At 58.6% G+C, this 19246-nt stretch carries 17 protein-coding genes; 5 read left to right on the top strand and 12 right to left on the bottom strand.

Translation table 11 applies throughout. The features are described from left to right. The first annotated feature begins 37 nt into the window (after nucleotides 1-37). Both proC and JOE27_RS06165 read left to right on the top strand, forming a co-directional pair. Complete coding sequence (gene proC, locus JOE27_RS06160; RefSeq protein ID WP_204918252.1) at nucleotides 38-829, top strand: pyrroline-5-carboxylate reductase; 792 nt, start codon at nucleotides 38-40, stop codon at nucleotides 827-829. 66 nt (nucleotides 830-895) lie between these two features. Next, the gene (locus JOE27_RS06165; RefSeq protein ID WP_119687279.1) at nucleotides 896-1816 is read left to right on the top strand and encodes a LysR family transcriptional regulator; all 921 of its coding nucleotides are present in this window, start codon (nucleotides 896-898) and stop codon (nucleotides 1814-1816) included. A 163-nt stretch (nucleotides 1817-1979) separates the two neighbouring features. Here the strand turns inward: JOE27_RS06165 and JOE27_RS06170 are convergent, their stop codons facing one another. After that, complete coding sequence (locus JOE27_RS06170; RefSeq protein WP_115274482.1) at nucleotides 1980-2489, bottom strand: ProQ/FinO family protein; 510 nt, start codon at nucleotides 2487-2489, stop codon at nucleotides 1980-1982. Between the two features lie 105 nt (nucleotides 2490-2594). Then, the gene (locus tag JOE27_RS06175; protein WP_119687281.1) at nucleotides 2595-3977 is read right to left on the bottom strand and encodes a PLP-dependent aminotransferase family protein; all 1383 of its coding nucleotides are present in this window, start codon (nucleotides 3975-3977) and stop codon (nucleotides 2595-2597) included. A gap of 121 nt (nucleotides 3978-4098) precedes the next feature. Here JOE27_RS06175 and JOE27_RS06180 point away from each other — a divergent pair, with 121 nt between their 5' ends. Then, entirely contained in the window at nucleotides 4099-4968 is an 870-nt protein-coding gene (locus JOE27_RS06180; protein ID WP_119687282.1) for a DMT family transporter, read from the top strand. Nucleotides 4969-4989: 21 nt separating this feature from the next. Here the strand turns inward: JOE27_RS06180 and JOE27_RS06185 are convergent, their stop codons facing one another. The 7 genes from JOE27_RS06185 to JOE27_RS06215 all read right to left on the bottom strand — a co-directional run bounded on the left by JOE27_RS06185 (nucleotide 4990) and on the right by JOE27_RS06215 (nucleotide 12301). Then, the gene (locus tag JOE27_RS06185) at nucleotides 4990-5445 is read right to left on the bottom strand and encodes a hypothetical protein (protein ID WP_012314933.1); all 456 of its coding nucleotides are present in this window, start codon (nucleotides 5443-5445) and stop codon (nucleotides 4990-4992) included. Between the two features lie 472 nt (nucleotides 5446-5917). Next, nucleotides 5918-6724, bottom strand: a complete 807-nt coding sequence (locus JOE27_RS06190; protein ID WP_115274478.1) for a transporter — start codon at nucleotides 6722-6724, stop codon at nucleotides 5918-5920. 56 nt (nucleotides 6725-6780) lie between these two features. Further along, the gene (locus tag JOE27_RS06195; protein ID WP_115274477.1) at nucleotides 6781-7311 is read right to left on the bottom strand and encodes a hypothetical protein; all 531 of its coding nucleotides are present in this window, start codon (nucleotides 7309-7311) and stop codon (nucleotides 6781-6783) included. An 82-nt stretch (nucleotides 7312-7393) separates the two neighbouring features. After that, nucleotides 7394-8062, bottom strand: a complete 669-nt coding sequence (locus tag JOE27_RS06200; RefSeq protein WP_115274476.1) for a DUF3313 domain-containing protein — start codon at nucleotides 8060-8062, stop codon at nucleotides 7394-7396. Between the two features lie 46 nt (nucleotides 8063-8108). Then, nucleotides 8109-9371, bottom strand: coding sequence for an OmpP1/FadL family transporter (locus JOE27_RS06205; RefSeq protein WP_231386497.1), 1263 nt, complete (start codon nucleotides 9369-9371; stop codon nucleotides 8109-8111). Between the two features lie 121 nt (nucleotides 9372-9492). After that, nucleotides 9493-11415 carry an alkyl sulfatase dimerization domain-containing protein gene (locus JOE27_RS06210; protein ID WP_115275519.1) on the bottom strand — a complete coding sequence of 641 codons (1923 nt, stop codon included), beginning with the start codon at nucleotides 11413-11415 and terminating at the stop codon, nucleotides 9493-9495. A gap of 499 nt (nucleotides 11416-11914) precedes the next feature. Next, nucleotides 11915-12301: a putative quinol monooxygenase gene (locus JOE27_RS06215; RefSeq protein WP_174141852.1), complete on the bottom strand. Its 387-nt coding sequence runs from the start codon at nucleotides 12299-12301 to the stop codon at nucleotides 11915-11917. A 439-nt stretch (nucleotides 12302-12740) separates the two neighbouring features. On the opposite strand from JOE27_RS06215, the gene JOE27_RS06220 reads away from it, so the two are divergent. Then, on the top strand, nucleotides 12741-13142 hold the full coding sequence (locus JOE27_RS06220; RefSeq protein ID WP_085984893.1) for a cupin domain-containing protein: 402 nt from the start codon (nucleotides 12741-12743) through the stop codon (nucleotides 13140-13142). After that, entirely contained in the window at nucleotides 13139-13936 is a 798-nt protein-coding gene (locus tag JOE27_RS06225) for a carboxymuconolactone decarboxylase family protein (protein ID WP_174141850.1), read from the top strand. The genes JOE27_RS06220 and JOE27_RS06225 overlap by 4 nt, the downstream gene beginning before the upstream one ends. Nucleotides 13937-14080: 144 nt before the next feature. On the opposite strand, the gene JOE27_RS06230 is transcribed toward JOE27_RS06225, so the two are convergent. The 3 genes from JOE27_RS06230 to JOE27_RS06240 form a co-directional block, all read right to left on the bottom strand. Next, a complete protein-coding gene (locus JOE27_RS06230; protein ID WP_115274466.1) occupies nucleotides 14081-14998 on the bottom strand; it encodes a LysR family transcriptional regulator in 918 nt (305 codons plus the stop codon). A 108-nt stretch (nucleotides 14999-15106) separates the two neighbouring features. Further along, nucleotides 15107-15550, bottom strand: a complete 444-nt coding sequence (locus tag JOE27_RS06235) for an NUDIX domain-containing protein (RefSeq protein WP_115274465.1) — start codon at nucleotides 15548-15550, stop codon at nucleotides 15107-15109. 1200 nt (nucleotides 15551-16750) lie between these two features. After that, nucleotides 16751-19174, bottom strand: a complete 2424-nt coding sequence (locus JOE27_RS06240) for a TonB-dependent receptor (RefSeq protein ID WP_204918254.1) — start codon at nucleotides 19172-19174, stop codon at nucleotides 16751-16753. Between the last annotated feature and the right edge of the window lie 72 nt (nucleotides 19175-19246).

A 19246-nucleotide genomic window follows, 5' to 3' on the forward strand; every position in this document is an offset into this window, starting at 1 on the left:
TGCGCTGCGCACTTTCGCACCACCACGAGGAACAACCATGAACGCACTTTTCCTGGGCTACGGCCGCATGGGCAGCGCCATTGGCCAAGCCTGGCTCAAGGCCGGCCTGGTCAACCATGTCAGCGCCGTTGACCCCTATCTGCAAACAGCCAGCCAAGTCACCCTCTACAGCAACGTCGAAGCCCTGCCTGCACTGCCTTTTGACATCATCGTGGTGGCGGTCAAGCCAAACTACGCGTGCGAGGTACTGGCCGCCCTACCCCGTGCAGTACGCGAGCACGCCGTGGTGATTTCTGTCGCAGCAGGTGTACCCCATGACAAGCTCAGCCTGGCACTGGGCCACAGCTGCCCGGTGGTACGCGCGATGCCCAACACGCCGGTACTGGTCAACGCGGGCTGCACCGGCCTGTTCGCCACCCCTGACCTGGATGCAAACCTGCGCGAGCGGGTGACTCGGCTGTTCGAAGCCGTCGGTAGCGCCAGCTGGGTGGAGCACGAGGGCCTGCTGGATGCCGTGACGGCGTTGTCCGGCAGCGGCCCTGCTTACTACCACCTTTTCAGCGAAGCCCTCGCCGCAGCAGGTGTAGCACTTGGCCTGAGCCCGGAACTGGCAAAGACCCTGGCAGCGCAGACAGCGCTGGGTGCCGCGAAGCTGCAAACCCAGCCAGGCGCAGACTTTGTAGAGTTGCGCACCGCAGTCACCTCGCCCAATGGCACCACGGCGGCGGCGATCGCCTCGTTTGAACACAATGACGGCTTGCGTCGGTTGGTCGACGCCGCCGTGCAGGCCGCACATTCCCGTTCACAAGCACTCTCACGCGAGTCCTGAAAGCCCCGGGCAGCGGGCGGCCGGCAGGACGCCAACGCTGCTCCACCTAGCCGATGTGCATAGCCTATGAAGCTCCATCAACTGAAAGTGTTGGTCACCATCTGCGAGAGCGGCAGCTTTCAGGAAACCGCACGCTTGCTGCATCTTTCCCAGCCCGCGCTCTCCAGGACCATCAAGGAACTTGAGACGTCCCTGGGGGTGCCGCTGCTGGTACGCTCCAACCGCGGCATCACCACCACCGAGTACGGCGAACGCCTGGTGCGCAGGGCGCGCCTGATGCTTGAAGAGGCCAGCCGCGCCCGTGAAGAGATTGCGGCGCTCAAGGGCCAAACCCATGGCCGGGTTTCGATCGGCCTGTCACCGGCGACACCCAGGGCGCAGGTGATCGCAGCCATAAATCAGTACAGCGAGCGCTACCCACTGGTGCGCCTGCGCATTCACGAGATGCGCCCCTCAAAACTGATGGAAAGCCTGCGTGAAGGGCAGGTGGACCTGGCATTGTCATGCCAGCCGGCAAGCCGCTACGGCGATGGGTTTCAATGGACCGAGCTGTACAATCAACCCACCGCGCTGGCTGTGCGCAAAGGCCACCCGCTGCGCAAGGTACGCTGTCTTGAGCAGCTACGCGAACAACGCTGGCTGTTGCAGGAGCCGCTGGAAAGTTCTCAGATCGGCATGATGTTCGAGCAGTATCGGCTTGCGCCACCTGAAAACATCCTTGAGTGCTCCGCCGGGATCATCTTCTGCGAACTGGCGCGCGCCACTGATGTGATCAGCTATTGGCCGCTTCGCATGCTCGACTACGTCAACCGCACCGACCAGGGGTTGGAGATACTGAACCTTGAGGAGCAAGTGCCCGCGCTCAATATCTCACTGGTTTATCGAAACCAGGAACTGCTCACGCGCGAAGCCCGGCTGCTTGCTGATGAGCTCGAGTATGTGTTCATCAACCCTCGGGCACCTAAGTACAACGATGATTACTGTTGACGGGGGGTATGCCTTGATGCCGGTCAGTCAAGCGATTGGGGCCGCTTTGCGGCCCATCGCCGGCAGGCCAGCTCCCACGGCTACAGCGCATACCCACGAAGTGACAATAGGTCCTCCCCCAGCGTAGTTTGCCGGGAAAGCACAGGGCAGAGCCCGACCGGTCTCAGTCGGTGATCTGCTCCGCTGTGATATCGGCGGTAGAGGCCGGGGCACTCGCTTCTGACTTCACACGCTTGCGTCGGCCCTGGCTACGTTGGCGCGAAGCTTGTTGCTTGGCATGCAGCGCCTGAGCGGCGGTCACAATGCCAGACGGTTGCCCATTCAAGTCCAGGCGCGGCGCATTCTCCACCATGGCTGCCCAGTATCGAGCTCCCTTGCACCAGGTAGAAATGCCCAGCTTGAGCTGTTCGCGGGTCAAGCCGAGCAGTTCGAGGTGCTGCTCGGCATCCTTGAAAATGCCCTCCTTGAGCGGCACCTTGGGCGCCGGATTGACGGGGAAGGCCAAGGGAAAATGCTTCTGCAAGGGCCAGATCGCTTGCACTGCCGGATCAAGGTCGCGAGGCTTCGCCTGCGGGGAAGGCTTGCGCTTGGGGTGTTTCCCACCCTCAGCCTTTACCTGCTCTTTTTCCGACCGGAGACGGTCACGTAGCTCTGCTAGTTGTTCAAAACCCATCGTTCAATTCACTGCTTCGAAGTTGATTGCGTGGCGTAAGGATATGCCATGCACGCCTTGAAAGCAGCTAGAACAGGATGAGTCGCCGCTGGATCGGTCCCGAGACTATGCATTCAGAGCCCGTTTCAACACTTCGTAGATCTTGCTGTCACCCGATTGAGCGACGTTGAAACGCAGGAAATCTCCCGCAGTCATGGACTGGCTGAAAGCATTTCCGGGCGCGAGCACCACTGCGTCCTTCAAACAAGCTCTGGCCAGCGTCGCTGCATCCTTACCCTGAGGGAGTTGGCACCACACGTACATGCCTGCCTGGGGAACCATCCATGGCTTGATACCAATCGCCTGAAGCCTCGCTACTGTTTTGCCCATTTCCTGGGCTAACCTGAAGCGGACACCTTCCATGTGCTTTCGGTACCCGCTATCGGTAATGGCTTGATGAACGATGTCCGCAGCCATGCGCCCACCCCCGAATGTGGTCGCAATCTTGAGGTCGACCAGGCTCTCGATCCACTCCCTGCGCGAAGCGATGTAGCCGCATCTGATTGAAGCGGAAATGGTCTTGGAAAAACTACCGATTTGGATCACACGAGCGAGGCCATCGAAGGCAGACAGTCGTGGCGCGGGGGTATTCTCGAAATCGCCGAAGATGTCGTCCTCGACAATTACCAGGCTGGAGGTGTCGGCCAGCTTTAGCAGCCTGTGTGCTGTGACTGGTGACAAGGTGGCCCCGGTCGGGTTGTGGATGCCGGAGTTCGTTATGTACAACCGCGGCGCGTGCTCGCGCAGGGCAGCGCCGAACGCCTCGATGTCTGGACCCGTTGCGGTGTAGGGGACTCCGACGATGTTCACCCTATGTGCTTTGAGTAATGCGTGAAAATTGAAATAACAGGGATCGTCGACCAGGACAGTGTCACCCGGTTGCAGCAGAAAACGGCAGATCAGGTCGATAGCATGAGTGCCGGACTCAGTGAGCATGATCTGTTCCAGAGGGGCTTCGATACCAACGCCTGCCAGTCGTCGCGACAAGAATTGCCTGAGAGGCGGATGCCCAAGCGGTGAAGCGTACTCAGTCAATTTCGACGTGTCAGAACGCGCAACCATTCGAAGAGCTTTACGCAAGCCTGCTTCGTACAGCCAGGATGCGGGCAGCCACCCGCATCCTGGTTTCAACGCATCACTGGAAGTTTCCAGCGACTGGCGCGAGATCCACAGCGGGTCGACATCACGATCAAGTTTGGGGCCGAGCTCGGTCAGTGCCAATGGCGCAACTGGCCCAGCTACGTAAAAACCGGAGCCAGGGCGAGCGCTAAGTACACCTTCTGCGGTTAACCGTTCATAAGCCTCCAAGACGGTAGAAACCGATACTTGCATGCTCTGAGCCATTGCGCGAACTGAAGGAATTCTCGCACCTGGTGTGTAGCTTCGAGAGGCTATCCTGGCCTGGACCTCCCCCATCACAGCTCGAATTCGCGTTCCGTCCCGTTTCATCGCACCCCCAACTGTGCTGGATTCATATGCATAACAGTTCGGTTGAATTGTAGTGGAGTGTACATGGCCTTGGTGAGCCCGTCAGTGATGTACTGAGCCCTGGCTTATCGAGGACGCACCGATGGAAAAAACAACAAGCGGGTGGATAAACGGCTTTATAGGCGTCGCCATCTTTGCCGGCTCGTTGCCGGCCACCCGCGTGGCAGTGACGGCCTTCGAGCCTACGTTTCTGACCTGTGCCAGGGCAACCATTGCCGCGCTGTTGGGTGCGCTGTTCTTGATCGTGCTACGCCAGCCGCGACCCAAGCGCGGTGACCTGTCGTCACTGGCTGTAACAGCGCTTGGCGTCGTTATCGGTTTTCCGCTGCTGACGGCACTGGCCCTACAGCACGTCACTTCTGCCCATTCCATCGTTTTTGTCGGGCTGCTGCCATTGTGTACCGCAGGGTTCGCCGTTCTGCGCGGCGGCGAGCGACCTGGGCCACTGTTCTGGTTGTTCTCGTTGTTCGGTGCTGGGCTAGTCGTTGGCTATGCGTTGATGAATGGAGGAGATGCGTCGGCGCTAGGAGACCTGCTGATGATGGCTGCGGTAGTTGTTTGTGGGTTGGGCTATGCGGAAGGGGCGCGTCTGTCACGGACTCTCGGAGGGTGGCAGGTGATCAGTTGGGCATTGCTGGTAGCGTTGCCGTTCATGCTGCTGCTGACTATCGTCAATCTCCCAGCACCCGATGCCTTCGCCCGAGTTAGCGCCCCTGCGTGGTTCAGCTTCGCCTACGTTTCACTGTTCAGCATGCTGATCGGGTTTGTGTTCTGGTACAAAGGGCTCGTCCAGGGCGGCATTGCGGCAGTGGGTCAACTGCAACTCTTTCAGCCGTTCATGGGGCTTGGACTGGCAGCGTTGCTTCTGCACGAGCAAGTCAGCTGGGTGATGCTCGTCGTAACGCTGGGTGCTGTCATCTGTGTTGCCGGGGCAAAGAGATACGCCCAGTAGTAGTGTGGGAGCGATCAACCTCTATCGAAACTGCTGTGAAGCGCTGGCGATACGCTGGTACTTACGCAGCTGCCGGTTGACGCTGCGGATATCCAGAAAGAATATCTCTGCGCTGCGCCAGAGCAGCATCCAAGCGGTGACGGTAACGACTCCCACGGGGATGGTGCCTTCTATGCCCAGCGCCGTGCCTGCCAGCACCAAGGCTAGCGCCAAGCCCAAGAGTGTCAGTGCTACCAGCCGCTGCGTGCGAATATCCCCTCTGAGCTGTTCGCTCTTTTGCGCAAAGGTATTTCTGATGGCTTGCTGCAGGCGTTCTCGCTCCTCTTCCGGGCAGCGGATCTGCAGGCTCAGCTCTGGGTGAAACCAGGCACTATCTGACAGGTATTCCACCAGCTCGGGGCTTAGTTTGGGATTGTCCGGCGAAGCAAACGGATTGAGGTAATCGGGCGTGATCGTCAGATCGATGTTTTTAGTCATGACGAACCTCTAGCTGGTTGAGTTGTGTTATCACGCTCTGCGGGGTGGACAGCTGTCAGCTGGCTGTGCATGCGCGGATGCCCCTGCGTGCGACCGTATGTAAGCCAGCGAAATCGACCCGATTGAATCGGTCGACAGGTCGTTAGCCGCTCTCCATCAACGCTAGCACTGGATCGGGAGCGGCCATCCACGACCGGCAGCTTTCGACGCAAAGCAGACACCGATCCCAAGCTCTGTGGTCAGTTCCGGCCTCATCGCCGGCAGCCGGCTCCCACTGGAATATCTCCAGCCTTAAGGCATGCGCTGTACGTGTGGGAGCCGCGCTTGCCGGCGATGGGCCGCGAAGCGGCCCCGGTTACAGATGTCTGCTTCGGGCCGAAAGCGGGCGGTCACGACTGGCAGCTGCCCATAGAGGACGCACGTGTGCTGATTGGGCAGCTGGAGGAAAAGCAAAGCAGTGCGTGCTTCAGGATCAGCGCGGGAACAGCAACGTCACAGCAAAGCGAAAGCCCCAGCCTTCTGGGCCATTATCCGGTGAATCGAGCCAGTAACGCGGCCCGGCTTGGAGGGTGATGGGGTGACCACCAACTTTCAGTAACTGGGTTACCGTCAGGTTGACCGGAATGGCCCATTCTTTGGATTGCCAGTCGTAGGTTGATTCACTGTTGATGCCAAATGTGGTCAACGAGCTGTTCGTGTACGAAAGAAACGGCTGCATGAAGGTCTGGTTTACCTTCTCCTTACCATCTGCGGGGCTGCCCTCTAGCCCCCAGATATGGTTAGCCAGTATCCCGTGCGTCCAACCGTTGGCTTGCTTCAAGGCTACCGCAGTCGGTCCGAGCCCCCATTGTTCACTGCTCAGCACGTCGTTGCTGCCTGTTGGAATCAATAGCGCCGGCCCTGCGCCGAGAATCCAGCCACTGGCAGTGGGTTGTTTCGGGGAAAAAAAGAAGCTCTGGGTCACATCGCCCACGCCAGAGGTATCTGCCGCGCCACCCAGGCCGTGCTGGTCGACGACTGGCAGGATAGTCCTGGAGATCAGGTTCCAGTCATCATTCAAGCTGAAAGGCAGAACGGGCTGGATGTTGGTCAGGCTGCGCTTGCCATCGCCGTCGGGGCCCATTTTCTGGTCCCAATTATATTGCACCGGCAAGCTGTACATGGCCGCAACCGGGTTCAGCGCTTTCTTGGCAAGCTCTGCCGAGTCCTCTGCTTGCCCTTGCCCGGTGTGCCCCAGCAACGCAAGTGCGTAAAGCGGGTAGCATTTCCTTTTCAACATTGTATCTCCCGTCAACTGAAAGCCACGTCGTTTTGAGCGGCCCGGGTTTTCGGCGATCAAGCGTGATTCGACATCTCGGTCTGCTTTGGCGGCAGCGGGCCAATGAACATTTGCTTTAAGCGCTTGCGGCCAATGACGCGTGCCAGTTCCGCGATGACGCAATACATGAATATCAATGTGATCAGTAAGATCTGAACTGCCCAGAAACGAGGCCAGTTCATCGATGACCATAACAGCGCATTCGCATCGAGCAGGCCGGGCGCCTCTTTCCAGTAGTCATACAGACGCTCCAAGTAATGAACGATCAGTGCGACCAAGGCATACATGAGTGTTTTCCAGGTGACGTTCCAGATCAGCGGCTTGTCGGGAAACCGATTGATGAAGGGCAGCATATCGGCAACCAGAACAGACTTGCCCAATATGAGAGCGGCGATCAGTACCGACGCTGAGACAGGCAGCTCCACCCCTGACCCTTTGATCATGAGCGCGCGGATCAGGGCAACGATGTGCAGAATCACGAAGAAAAACACGGTGGGAGGAAGCACTTTCAGGAATTCATGTTTAATTTTGAGCATGACCGTATTCATTGGGGCATCCTTAGGCCATCAAATCTCGGCATGAAATTGCGGTGCCCCCTGGCGCACATCCACGGCAGGGGGAACCTGGGGGCTACTTCTTCAGGGCCTGGAATGAACTGACCATGTCCCTGGCCCAGCCATCGAGCACGGCGCGGGCGTCCGAGGCCTGCATGATTTGCGAGGAATTGTCCAGTTCAGCGCCTGCACCTTTGCGCACCACTGCGGCCACCACCTCATTGGTACTCCCGTCAAGGAATGCAGCCTCGGTAGCCACGCTGGTGTCTTGGTCGCGAATACCCGTGGCCGTACTGATGCCGGCTGCCACAAGCGCGATCGGGATCACCTCATACGGGCGCAGCCCCTTGGTTTTGGCACTCACCCCAGTGATCGCCGGGCGCACCACCAGTACACCTGGCCCGGGGCTCGTAGCAAGCGGCAGGACCTTGGAAAACTGGTTTTTCAACGACTGATCGTAATACTGGGTTATGCCTTGCAAGGTTTGCTGCGGAATCTTCGCGGTTGGTTGCGGCTTGGGGTAAAACTGGCTGGGTTCGACATACACGCTGGTAAATTGGTTGGCATCAATGCCAGGCTTGATCCAGCGCGTAACCTTCGCGCCCGAAGGCGATTCATCCTCCTTGAGCTTGCTGTAGTCCTTCAGAAACCCGGAGTATTCGTCGGGCTCAACGTATTTGCTCGCACAACCATGCAGTAAAAGCGATGTGAGACACACCGTTGCAATAAGCGCCTTACTTTTCATGCAACTTCTCCTTCCACGTATAAGCATTGTCCAAGGATCAAAACCTTCAGAATCGCCAAGTCGCACCGCCACCGATGATGTGCAAGGCGGCGTTATCGAAAGTACCTGACAACGTGTCGCCGGAGCGTGCCTTGGTCTGCTCCACGTCCATGTCGCCGAGCCAGACCAATGTGTAAGCCAGATGCAGGTCCAATCCTTCTTCCACCTGATAGTTCACCCCGGTTGCGAAGCGCCACGCCTCCCCCATCGGGTTGTCCACGGTGCGATCCTTGTCATCCACGGCCGAACTGTCATACCCCACCCCAAAACTCCAGCGCAGCTGGCGGGTCGCCTGATACTGGGCTCCAACCGAGGCGTGCCAGGTGTCCTTGTACTTGCGATCGACCGTGCGGCTAACCCCGGCGGCATTGGCATCCACCTCTACCCCGATGTCACCGAACTCGCTCCAGTCCTGCCAACCCAGGCTTCCCAGCAATGTCCACTGCTCGTCCAGCTGGTGGGCCACGCTGAATGTCGCGGTCTGCGGCACGTTCATGTCCAGTTCCAGCGTGTCCACCGCCAGGCGGTTGAGTGCGGCATTGATGAGGGGGTTGTTGATATCGCTGACATGTGGACTGTCCTCGAACTCCAGCTTCACCTTGCTGGTGTAGGCCAGGCCAATCCGTGTGCGGGGGGCGAGCTGGTAGAGCAGGCCCAGGTTCACGCCAATGCCGAAGTCAGTGTCCTTGTATTCGAGCTGGCCATCGGGGCGCTCGACCAACCCGAGCAGGCTGTTGTTGATGGCCACCTCGGTGCGGTAATAGCCGAGCATCATGCGTGGGCCGATGCCGACGGTAAGGTCATCGGTGAACTTGTACGCAAAGGTGGGTTGGAACGAGACGCCAATCACCGCCGATTCCTGGGTGAAGTAGCGCCCGGCCCAGTCATCGTCGTAGTCCAGCGCCAAGCCGAAGTTACCGTACATGCCGAACCCGATGGCTGAGCGGTCATCGAGCTGGTGGCTGATGAACAAGCTGGCGCCCGGCAGGTATTGCAGAGCGTTACCGCCCTCGTTGCCATCGAACTGGTTGCTGCTGTCACGTGAATAGCGCAGGTCGCCGAGGATAACCTGGGCATTGGCGCTGATCTGCGTGCCAGGCAGCAGGGCGATGCCTGCGGGGTTGGACATCAACACGCTGGGGTCGGTGGCGAGCGCAGCCGAGCCAGCATTGGCCAGGCCGTTACTTTCCTGGCCGGCTTCATAAATGAAGATGCCTCCGGCAGACACGTTGGTGCTGTGAGCAAACAACAGAATAAGCGTTGCAGGCATCCACCATTTGGTGTGATCCATACGATTCGTCGTGGTCATAGTCCCTGACTCCTCACTTTGAAAAGAGCAGGACACCGATGGCTCGATGTCCTGCTTGACGCAACCTGCGCCAAGGGAGCAATCAAGGTGTAACGATCGGGAACCAGAAGTCGAAGTTGTCCATGTAGCTCATCAGCTCCTCAAGCTTGCCTTCGGCACCCTCGACTTTGACGTCACCTGCGCCCACCGCGTCCTTGAGCGTGGTTTCCTTGAGCATCAGTTTGTTCAAGGTGTCGCGCGTCAGGCTGACCGTGGCGTCGGCGTTCTCGGCTTGCGAGCCTTCGGTGTGGTTGAGCACGCCATTGACCATTTCCACCAGGTATTTCTGCTTAAGGTCGGTGAAGTCGAAGTTAAGGGTAATGTGCTTGTCTTCGACCTCCGGCCCTTTCAGGCGCATGGCCAGGTAGTCGAAGAACAGGTCAAGGTCCATCGCCCGGACCGTATCGGGGCTGGCCGTGTCTGGCGTCGGCAACTGTTTCACGCCATCGCGCAATTCCTTGGCGCCGGTGAGGTAGAAGTTGCGCCATGGTCCACTTTCAGCCTGGTAACCCAACTGCTCGAGTGTGTCGGCTTGCAGGTTTTTCGCTGCCTGGTTGTTGGGGTCGGCGAAGACCACTTTGTTGACCACCTCGGCTACCCAGCGGTAGTCACCCTTGTCGTAGTACTCCTTGGCCTTCTTCAGCACCGCGTCGGCGCCGCCCATCATCTCGACGTAGCGCTTGGACGATTCTTCAGGCGGCAATTCATGCAGCGTCGCCGGGTTGCCGATGAACCAGCCCATGTACAGCACATAGGTGGCCTTGACGTTGTGGTTCAAAGCCCCGTAATACCCACGGTTGGAGAAGCGCGAAGCGATCGATTTCGGCAGCTTCACCTGCTCGGCAATCTCGGTCATGGTCAGGCCCTTGTTGGCCAAGCGCAGCGTTTCATCGTTGATGTAGCGGTACATGTCCCTCTGCGACGACAGTTGCTCCTTGACCTCCTTGTTGCCCCACACCGGCCAATGGTGCATGGCATACATGACCTGGACGTCTTTGCCCCACATCTTCAGCGCTTGGTTGAGGTACTTGGACCACGGCAACGGCTCGCGAATTTTTGCTCCGCGCAGCGAATAGGTGTTGTGCATGGTATGGGTGGAGTCTTCGGCCGTGTTGAGGGCTTTTTTCTCGTGGATGTAATAGAGCATCTCGGCTGGCGCCTCGCTGCCCGGCGCGTAGAGAAACTCGTAGGTCAGCCCATCGATCGTGCGCTTCTCGCCGGTTTTCTCGATGATGTCGGTCGGCGGGATCAGGGTGACCGTGCCGGCAGAAGTCGTGGTGCCCAACCCTGCGCCCAGTTGGCCCGTTTCGTTCGGCGGCAGCAGGTTGCCGTACATGTAACTGGCCCGGCGGCTCATGGCGGTGCCGGCCATCACGTTCTCGGCAACGGCGTGCTCCAGGAAGCCTTTGGGGGCATAGACCTTGACCTTGCCTGCCTTGACATCCTTCTCGTCGATCACACCACGAACACCGCCGTAATGGTCGACGTGACTGTGCGTGTAAATCACTGCGACCACGGGTTTCTTCGGCCGATGCTGATAGTAAAGGTCGAGTGCGGCCTTGGCAGTTTCCGCCGAAATCAACGGATCAAAGATGGTGATGCCTTCCTTGCCCTCGACGATGGTCATGTTCGACAAGTCGTAGTTGCGTACCTGATAGATGCCATCGGTGACTTCGAACAGGCCGGAAATATTGATCAGCTGTGACTGCCGCCAGAGGCTGGGGTTGGTGGAAGCGGGTGCGGCCTCGCCTTCCTTGATGAAGTTGTACTTGGCCGGGTCCCAGATCAGGTTGCCCGAGGCGCCCTTGATCGGCTCTTTCGGAAGCGGGGCGATAAACCCTTTATGGGCCAGTTCGAAGGAGGTCTTGTCATTGAACGGCAACTCTTTGAGCAACGCATCGTTGGCTTCTTTGGTTGCTGCTGTTGCGGGTTTCGCTTTCTCTTCGGCCCACGTCTGTGATGCCATCGTGATGGCGGTGGCTAAAAAGAAGGTAGAGCTAAGCTTCCAGATTCTGCCCACCGAGGCAGTGCGGCCTTGGTTTCTGAACGTTTTTACGAACACAGTCATTGCCAGCTCCTTTTGACCAATGCGCTGTACCGATTCGGCAACTACCAGCCAGGATTTCATGTCGCTTAGAGAGAGTAGACGCGGATGAGAAGTTTTCCTCTTGACTCCAGTTAAAATATTGAAATCAACAGCCTGACAAGCCTCGATGGGCTACTTGCACTTGGGCACCTGTTTTCCATGCCCGGCATGTTGCTGGGCGCAGGCATGTCTGCATGGCTATTGGAGTAACGCATGAGCGCGACCTTACCAAGGCTTGTTGCAGGCATTGCATTTCTGGGAGCAGCCCTTGGCTTCATGATCGTCCAGATGTTCATGTGCACTATTGCGGGGCCCTGTCATTTGGCGTGTGGGGATGAGGGAATCTGGCCGTTCTCGCTTCTGCGAACCCACCCTACCCTCACTTTCCAGCTTGGACGCTCAGTTGAACGGGCGTGGTCTCGATTAATCGCTTTGAAAGAATCATCGACTGGGTCGCCGCCGCGTACTTCTGAAAATGCGCTGAGGCAATATGGCTCCGATAGGCTTCATCGCTCGCGTATATCTCGAAGAAGTGCAGCCGGTTCGGCTGGTCTTTCTCCGCCACCGAATAGATGGCCAGCACGCCAGGCTCAAGGCGGATCGACTCGGCCATTTCCTCTTTAACCGCCGCCTCGTATTCCTGCAGTTTGGCTGGGTCTATTTCAAGCTGGGCAATGCGCACTACCGTCTGCATGTCTTCTCCAAGCGCTTGAGCGGCGGTTAAGCAAGCCACTGCGCAGGCCCCTATCAAGGTCGGAATTTTCATCCTGTTTCCTCAGTGGCTGTGGGCAGCGATCTTGGCGGTGGCCAAGCCAATGCCGGACACCGCGCCGGTGACCAGTGCGACTTGGTTGCGAAATTCAAAGCTCATGGATGATCTCCGTTACAAAAATTTAACCAGATGGTTAGCAGCATATTCCGTCAAGGGCGTGCGGACTAGCCGGAGAAGGCAGGATGTTCCGATGAGCCAAGCTCATGAATGAGTGGGCTTATAATCAGACCGTTTCAGCAATTGATGAGCCCTACTCACAACTTCATGCGACCTGAGGCCGGTAGTCACCGCGTTTGCGCTGCACTAACTTGGCCACTGAATCGGCCATCACCTCAGGAGCCTGCTGATGCCAAAAATCGTTGCTGGGTTTGCCCTGGCTACTGTTCTGATCCCGGCGGCAGCCATCGCCTCCGACCCTGCACCCGATCAAACGATGCTGGTTGTAAGGAACGGTGAGCAGCCTTCCATCAACGGGCCGGCCACAAGCTTTGTCGGCAGCGCACGCATAGACCCGCTTTTTCCAGCCCGTGCGCCGTCCAGGGTTTCCGCTGGTTACGTCAATTTCCAACCGGGCGCACGCTCGATGTGGCACACCCACCCGCTGGGGCAAACCCTGGTGGTTACCGCCGGTACCGGCTGGGTGCAGCAAGCGGGCGGTAAAAAACAGCTGATCAAACCGGGGGATGTGATCTGGACGCCCCCTGGCGTCAAACACTGGCACGGCGCAACGGCTACCACCGGCATGACTCATATGGCCATTCAAGAGTCCCTCGACGGCAAGAACGTCGAATGGCTGGAACCCGTCAGCGAGGCGCAATACGAGGCCGCCGAATGAAACTGCTTAAGACCGCCCTCGCCTCGTTTTCCCTGTTGTTGGCCGCCTGCTCCACCGCCGACAAAACTACACCCACCGGCATTGCGCAAAGCCCCGGCGCACCGAGCCTGGACGACGTTCGCGCAGTCTCGCCCGCCTTGGCGCACAACACCGAGATGTTGCTGCTGGACGAAGTGTGGAAGCGACCAGGCCTTTCACCCCGCGACCGCAGCCTGATCACACTCGCGGTGTTGATCAGCCGTAACCAGACTGTAGAGTTGGCGTATCACTTGAATCTAGCCCTGGATAACGGCGTGAAACCGGCTGAGCTATCCGAACTGATCAACCATCTGGCCTTCTATTCCGGCTGGGCCAATGCCACTGCCAGCGTGGCAGCTGCCAAAGCGGTATTTGCCAGCCGAGGGATCGGGGCTGATCAGTTACCGCCGGTTGCACCTACGCGGCTGCCCATCAACGAAGCCGCCGAGAACGTGCGGGCGCAAGCGGTTGCCAACAATGTCGGCCCCGTCTCACCTGGGCTGGTGCACTACACCGGCGACGCGCTGTTCCACGACCTGTGGCTGCGGCCCGATCTGGCGCCCCGCGACCGCAGCCTGATCACCGTCAGCGCCCTGATTGCCAACGGCCAGGTGGCCCAGGTGACCTACCATCTCAATCGCGCAATGGACAACGGCCTGACCCAGCCAGAGGCCGCTGAAATGCTTACCCAGCTGGCGTTCTATGCAGGCTGGCCAAACGTGTTTTCTGCCGTGCCAGTCGTCAAAGATGTGTTCGCCACCCGTAACAAAGGCTGACCTCAAAAACGCTACCGCTTACTCGCCGGGCGCGCTTGGCAGGGCCTCGTGGTGCCGGGAGTAAGCCGGGCAAATGAGTCTTTTCATTGAGAACAGGCGCGCTTCGCCTGCTTGCGGTGTTTCAGCAAATCCAAACCGGCCTGATCAGGGGCTGATCGGCCCCAACGGCTGAACCTCGCGAATCAGATCAATCAACAGCCGCAAGCCCACCGGCAATTGCCGGTGGCTCGAGTAATACATATGAAAACCCGGTGCAACGCTGGACCAGTCATCCAGCACCGTTACCAAATCGCCACTGGCCACCAGCGGCGCGATCACTGGCTCCGGTGCGTACATCAACCCCGCGCCATGACGAATCAATGACACGCCAATGCGCGTCTCATCAATGGTAATCGCACCCGGAACAGCGATGGCCAACTGCTCGCCATCTTTCTCGAATTCCCAGTCGTACATATGGTCATTGCCCAGGCGAATGCGTAAGCAGCGGTGCTTAAGCAAGTCCTGCGGATGTTTCGGCTCGCCAAAGCGCTGAAGGTAGTTGGCAGTGCCCGCCACCACCCAGCGGATGTCCGGCGACAGGCGCTGGGCAATCATGTCTTCCGGCACCGTTCCACCGTAACGAATGCCCGCATCATGCCCACCACCAATAACATCTACCAAACGGTTGGTTACCGTCAGGTCGATTTCGATGTCGGGGTAGCGGTCATTGAAAAGGGGTAATACGGGGCCGAGCAGAAAGTCCGCGCCATCGCTCAAGGTATTCAAACGAATACGCCCGGTAGGCTCATCGCGGTAGCGATTGAGCACCTCCATCGCCTGGCCGATTTCATCGATAGGCCCACTGATCAGCGTATGCAACTCTTCGCCGGCGGCGGTCAACGTTACGCTGCGGGTGGTTCTGTTTAGCAGGCGAACACCAAGGCGAGTCTCCAGCCCCTTGATCGCATGGCTAAGTGCCGATGCGCTGATACCCACCTCAAGCCCGGCCCGGTTGAAGCTCTGGTGGCGGACGATGGCCAGGAAGTAGACGAAGTCGGCCAGATTGGCACGGCTGAGTTGCATGGGACGGCTCCTGCTGGCAAATACGTTTGCAGCAGTCTCTATACCAGCATTAGCGGCATTCGTTAATTGGAAGCAGATTGAGCGAGAACAATTGAATCGTGGGAACGATTACGGTCCATTCGCCCCTCCCCCCCAATGACCGGACGTATTCAGTGTTTCGCATAAAAACTCCAGTGCCCGCTGGAAGACCGGATGACAGTCGGCATAGGGAAGATTGTCGAGCGACGCCCAGAAAAACTCGATGAGGTGGCCATGGTCATCCAGCGTCTGATGAACCCAGCACTCAGGCAGCACCCTCCCAGCGCGACAAAGGTGAAACGACCATACCTGATCTTGGTGGTCAGACTTCCAGCATCCCAGATCAAGCCCGATCACTGCGTCACTGATGCCGGACTCCTCTTGCAGCTCACGCAATGCAGCCGCACCAGGTGTTTCTCCATTCTCGATAGTGCCCTTCACCAATTGCGTGCCTGCCAAAGGGTGCCTGAATAGGAGAATCCTGATGGGTAGCGAAGTCGAGAGCACTACGGGACAGGCCTTGTTGGGGTACATCGCAACCTCCCTATGCGGCATAAAAGCTTGAGTGTTTGCTTTTGGCCGAATCTTAGCCTTCGTGGCGTGCAACTTCGGGTCGGTAGCGGTCAATCGCGACCGGCTGCTGTCGACCCGGAGCAGACAGCGATCCAAAGCTCTGGGGTCAGTACTGGCCTCATCGCCGGCAAACCGGCACCCACAGAATGGACTGCCCCAGGAAATCACCAGCCTTCAGGCATGCGCTGTACCTGTGGGAGCCGCGCTTGCCGGCGATGGGCCGCGAAGCGGCCCCGGTTACAGATGTTCCGGACGATGCGGGCAGACCATCTCTGCGTCGGAGGGACCAACAGCCCGACACTCCAGCCTGGGAAATCCTTCACATACTTGTGTTTCGATCATCGCTTCCCCAGCATCAGTAACATCGATTCATCACGAGACTGGTTGACATAGACCGACCAACACCCCCACATCTTGAGCGCTGGAAACACCAAGAAATCAGATTTTCCCTCTTCCTTGTAGTCCATTTCCCAAACATACTCTCGCCGCACTTTTTCCGTTGCGGTCGCTTGGGCTGCATTCTAGTCTCGGCGGGTCGTTGCTCATCAACGATACAGCTTTGACAGGCTGTGACGGTAAATCACGCAGACAGTCTCCTTTTTATGGTGGCTGTGCGTGCGCCGGAACTTGCATAGTCCGCCGGTCTGTCAACCCATGTACAGCTGCCACCCTTCTGTTTGACAGCGGATAGGTGACCGCCTGTGCTATCGCCCAGTCAGGCACATCCCATTCAGCTCGGGAGCGCTCTCCGCTAACAAGTGCACAGGGATAGAAGAAAATACCGTCTTCAATGCATCGTGATAGTGATCACCTCCGGTCTCGATCAATACTGATCGGGCCATGGTTTGCAATGTGCTGGAGGGTTGATGAGCCAACCAAGTCGCAGCGACCTCTTTTTTTGCATAGACGCATGCACTGGGGGTGAACGTCGCACTCACGTCCAGAGTGAGATTTGTGGAGGCGTGGTTTGCGGATCCACTTCTGGCCGTTTGTTTTCTGTGGTGAGGGGCAGCTTCGGGTCGAAAGCGCTATTCACTACCTGCCAGAAGGCAGGCTCGAAAACGGCCACACATGAGTGACCTTTTCCGGGCTATGCCGAACGCCTGCTCGCGCCAGGCTCGCTGAGCCAATCACAGCGGGTCCTTCCACAACGCAACCTAACTAGAATTCGGGCGTGTATTTCACACTGAGCATCAGGTTGCGCGGGTCACCATAGTAGTTGTTGTAGTCAATGGTGTTGTAAGCCGGCACGTAATACTTCTTGTCCAGCAGGTTGTTCAGGTTCGCCGCCACGGTGACTTCGTCGCTGACTTTGTACGCCACCCGCGCATCCCACACCGCATAGCCCGGCAGGTCGAACACGTGGTCGTAGGAGGTGGTGCCGGTGACCGCCGTGGTCCCGAGGCCCACCGAAGTGCGGTTCCAGTCACCCGGCAAGGTGTAGTCGGCCCACAGCTTGAACTGATGCTTTGGCGTCCAGGTGCTGTACACCTTGTCCTTGTAGTCTCCATCTTCCAAGTAGCGTGTGGTGTTGTAGACGTAGCCGGCCATCACCTGCAGACCACTCAGTACCTCGCCGCTGACCTGCGCTTCCAGGCCCTGGCTGCGCACCTTGCCCGAGGCCGTGGAGCAATACCAGCCATCGCAGTCCATAGGGCCGCTGCGGTTGAGCACCGCGCGATGCTCCTGGTCATAGCGAAACAGTGCAATCGAAGTGTTCAGCGCACCGTCGAACAGCTCACCTTTGAGACCCAGTTCATAGTTGCTGCCAATGATCGGCTCGACCACCGAGCCCGACACCGTGCGCGCGGTCTGTGGCTGGAACACGTCAGTGTAGCTGGCGTAGATCGACCACTGTTTGTCCAGCGCATACACCAGCCCCGCATAGGGCGATACTTTGCCGCTGCTGCTGGTGGTGGACTCACTGTAACCGCTGTGGTCAAAGAATTCGGCGGCGTAGCTGAAGTCGTACCAACTGGTGCGGGCACCGAGAATAAGCTTCAGCGGGTCGGTCAGATTGATCGACCAGCGCGTGTAGAAACCCTTCTGCTCTACCTGGTACTCGGTCAACTGGCCACGGCCGCGGCTGGCCAGTTCGTAGATGTTCGGCATCGGTCGATGATGATCGACATTCGACGAGTCCGCACCGAAGGTGGGTGCCCGTGCCCAGCGGTCATCAGTGTTGATGCGTGAGTAGTTGGCGCCAATCAGGAAGGTCTGCTCGAAGCCGAAACCGGTGAAGCTGCCATCCAGGTAAAGGTCCAGGCCCTTGCTGTGGGTGGTGAAATCAGTGCTCCAGTCAATAAAGGTGTTATCTGTAGAACCATTGGCCGGCAGGGCATCCCACAGCGCCTGGTAGGTGGCACCATTGTGTTCGCTTATATACACGCCGGCAGCCTTTAGCCGCCAATCGTTGCTCAGCCGATAGGTGGCATCCAGGAACACGCTGGTCTGGTCATTCTCGGCTCGGTTCCAGTCGGCGCCGACATAGGTCGAGCGCGACCAGTCCGGGTTGCCTCCGTCGGCGTAGCGCGGCAAGCCGAGCATGGCTGGACGAGAGTGGCCCTTCTGGTTGGCAACGCCCAGGCCTACCGTAAGGTCGGGCGTGAAATCGTAGTCGACTGCACCATAGACAGTCTGGTTCCAGCCACGCACGTAGTCGATGAACGAGCCGCTGTCATTTTGGCTGATAACGGTGCGTGCACGCAGGGTGCCCTCGGCGTTCAGCGGACCGCCGGCGTCCAGCTGCAGGCCGTAGCGGTCCCAGGAGCCGGCCTTGCCAGTGAGGCTGACAGTGGCCTTTTCCTGACCACGCTTGCGCACCAGATTCATCGCCCCGCCCGGGCTGTCGCCACCTTGCAGCAGCGCGGCCGGGCCCCGCAGCACTTCGACGCGGTCGTAGAAACTCAGATCTTCGGTCAGATAGCTGCCCAGCGAGTAAGTGTTGCGCGGTACAGGCACGCCATCGTACTGCAGCGTGTCGATGCTGAAGCCGCGGGAGTAGATGAACAACCCCGAACCTGGTGACTTGGTAGCGGTCAGGCCAGGCGTTCGGCTGACCAGATCGGCGATGGTCTGGGTGTTCTGGTCATCCATCTGCTGGCGAGTCATGACGGTGACTGACTGCGGGATGTCCTTTAGGCTCTGCACGCCCTTGCCCAAGGTCACGGCGCCGGAGGTGTAGGAATGGCTGCCCTCGGTTGTAGTCAGTGGGGCGCGGCCGATGACACTGGAGGCCTCCAACTCCAGCGCGCCGTTGCCGGGCTCGCTTGGCAGGGCGATCAGATACTGGCCGTCGGCAGTCTGGCCGAGGGTCAGGTTGCTGCCAGCGATCAGTTGGCGCAGTGCCTGCTCGACGCTCAACTGCTGGTGCACCGCCGGCGCCTGCGCGGTGTGGGCGGCATCTGTGTTGAAAAGGATACGGGTGCCAGTCTGTCGGGCCAGGGCGCTGATCGATTGGTCCAGCGGCTGCGCAGGCAGGTCGATGCGGTAGTGTGCCTGTTCAGCTTGCAAGGGGCCGGCTGCCAGGAAACCAAAAGTCGCCAGGAACATCGTCTGGCGCAGCGGGTAGACAAAGAGCGTCATGGAATCCCTATCGAAATGTAATGAGAATGAGTTTCATAGGGATTGGCGTTTGTGCCATGGCGAACTTTGATG

Origin of the sequence: Pseudomonas sp. M5, assembly GCF_016907075.1 — a bacterium.
GTDB lineage: Bacteria > Pseudomonadota > Gammaproteobacteria > Pseudomonadales > Pseudomonadaceae > Aquipseudomonas > Aquipseudomonas putida_E.

Bases quoted from the DNA above. Each gene is read 5' to 3' on its own strand.
- proC (WP_204918252.1), top strand. From the start codon at position 38: ATGAACGCACTTTTCCTGGGCTACGGCCGCATGGGCAGCGCCATTGGC.
- JOE27_RS06165 (WP_119687279.1), top strand. From the start codon at position 896: ATGAAGCTCCATCAACTGAAAGTGTTGGTCACCATCTGCGAGAGCGGC.
- JOE27_RS06170 (WP_115274482.1), bottom strand. From the start codon at position 2,489: ATGGGTTTTGAACAACTAGCAGAGCTACGTGACCGTCTCCGGTCGGAA.
- JOE27_RS06175 (WP_119687281.1), bottom strand. From the start codon at position 3,977: ATGAAACGGGACGGAACGCGAATTCGAGCTGTGATGGGGGAGGTCCAG.
- JOE27_RS06180 (WP_119687282.1), top strand. From the start codon at position 4,099: ATGGAAAAAACAACAAGCGGGTGGATAAACGGCTTTATAGGCGTCGCC.
- JOE27_RS06185 (WP_012314933.1), bottom strand. From the start codon at position 5,445: ATGACTAAAAACATCGATCTGACGATCACGCCCGATTACCTCAATCCG.
- JOE27_RS06190 (WP_115274478.1), bottom strand. From the start codon at position 6,724: ATGTTGAAAAGGAAATGCTACCCGCTTTACGCACTTGCGTTGCTGGGG.
- JOE27_RS06195 (WP_115274477.1), bottom strand. From the start codon at position 7,311: ATGAATACGGTCATGCTCAAAATTAAACATGAATTCCTGAAAGTGCTT.
- JOE27_RS06200 (WP_115274476.1), bottom strand. From the start codon at position 8,062: ATGAAAAGTAAGGCGCTTATTGCAACGGTGTGTCTCACATCGCTTTTA.
- JOE27_RS06205 (WP_231386497.1), bottom strand. From the start codon at position 9,371: ATGCCTGCAACGCTTATTCTGTTGTTTGCTCACAGCACCAACGTGTCT.
- JOE27_RS06210 (WP_115275519.1), bottom strand. From the start codon at position 11,415: ATGGCATCACAGACGTGGGCCGAAGAGAAAGCGAAACCCGCAACAGCA.
- JOE27_RS06215 (WP_174141852.1), bottom strand. From the start codon at position 12,301: ATGAAAATTCCGACCTTGATAGGGGCCTGCGCAGTGGCTTGCTTAACC.
- JOE27_RS06220 (WP_085984893.1), top strand. From the start codon at position 12,741: ATGCTGGTTGTAAGGAACGGTGAGCAGCCTTCCATCAACGGGCCGGCC.
- JOE27_RS06225 (WP_174141850.1), top strand. From the start codon at position 13,139: ATGAAACTGCTTAAGACCGCCCTCGCCTCGTTTTCCCTGTTGTTGGCC.
- JOE27_RS06230 (WP_115274466.1), bottom strand. From the start codon at position 14,998: ATGCAACTCAGCCGTGCCAATCTGGCCGACTTCGTCTACTTCCTGGCC.
- JOE27_RS06235 (WP_115274465.1), bottom strand. From the start codon at position 15,550: ATGTACCCCAACAAGGCCTGTCCCGTAGTGCTCTCGACTTCGCTACCC.
- JOE27_RS06240 (WP_204918254.1), bottom strand. From the start codon at position 19,174: ATGACGCTCTTTGTCTACCCGCTGCGCCAGACGATGTTCCTGGCGACT.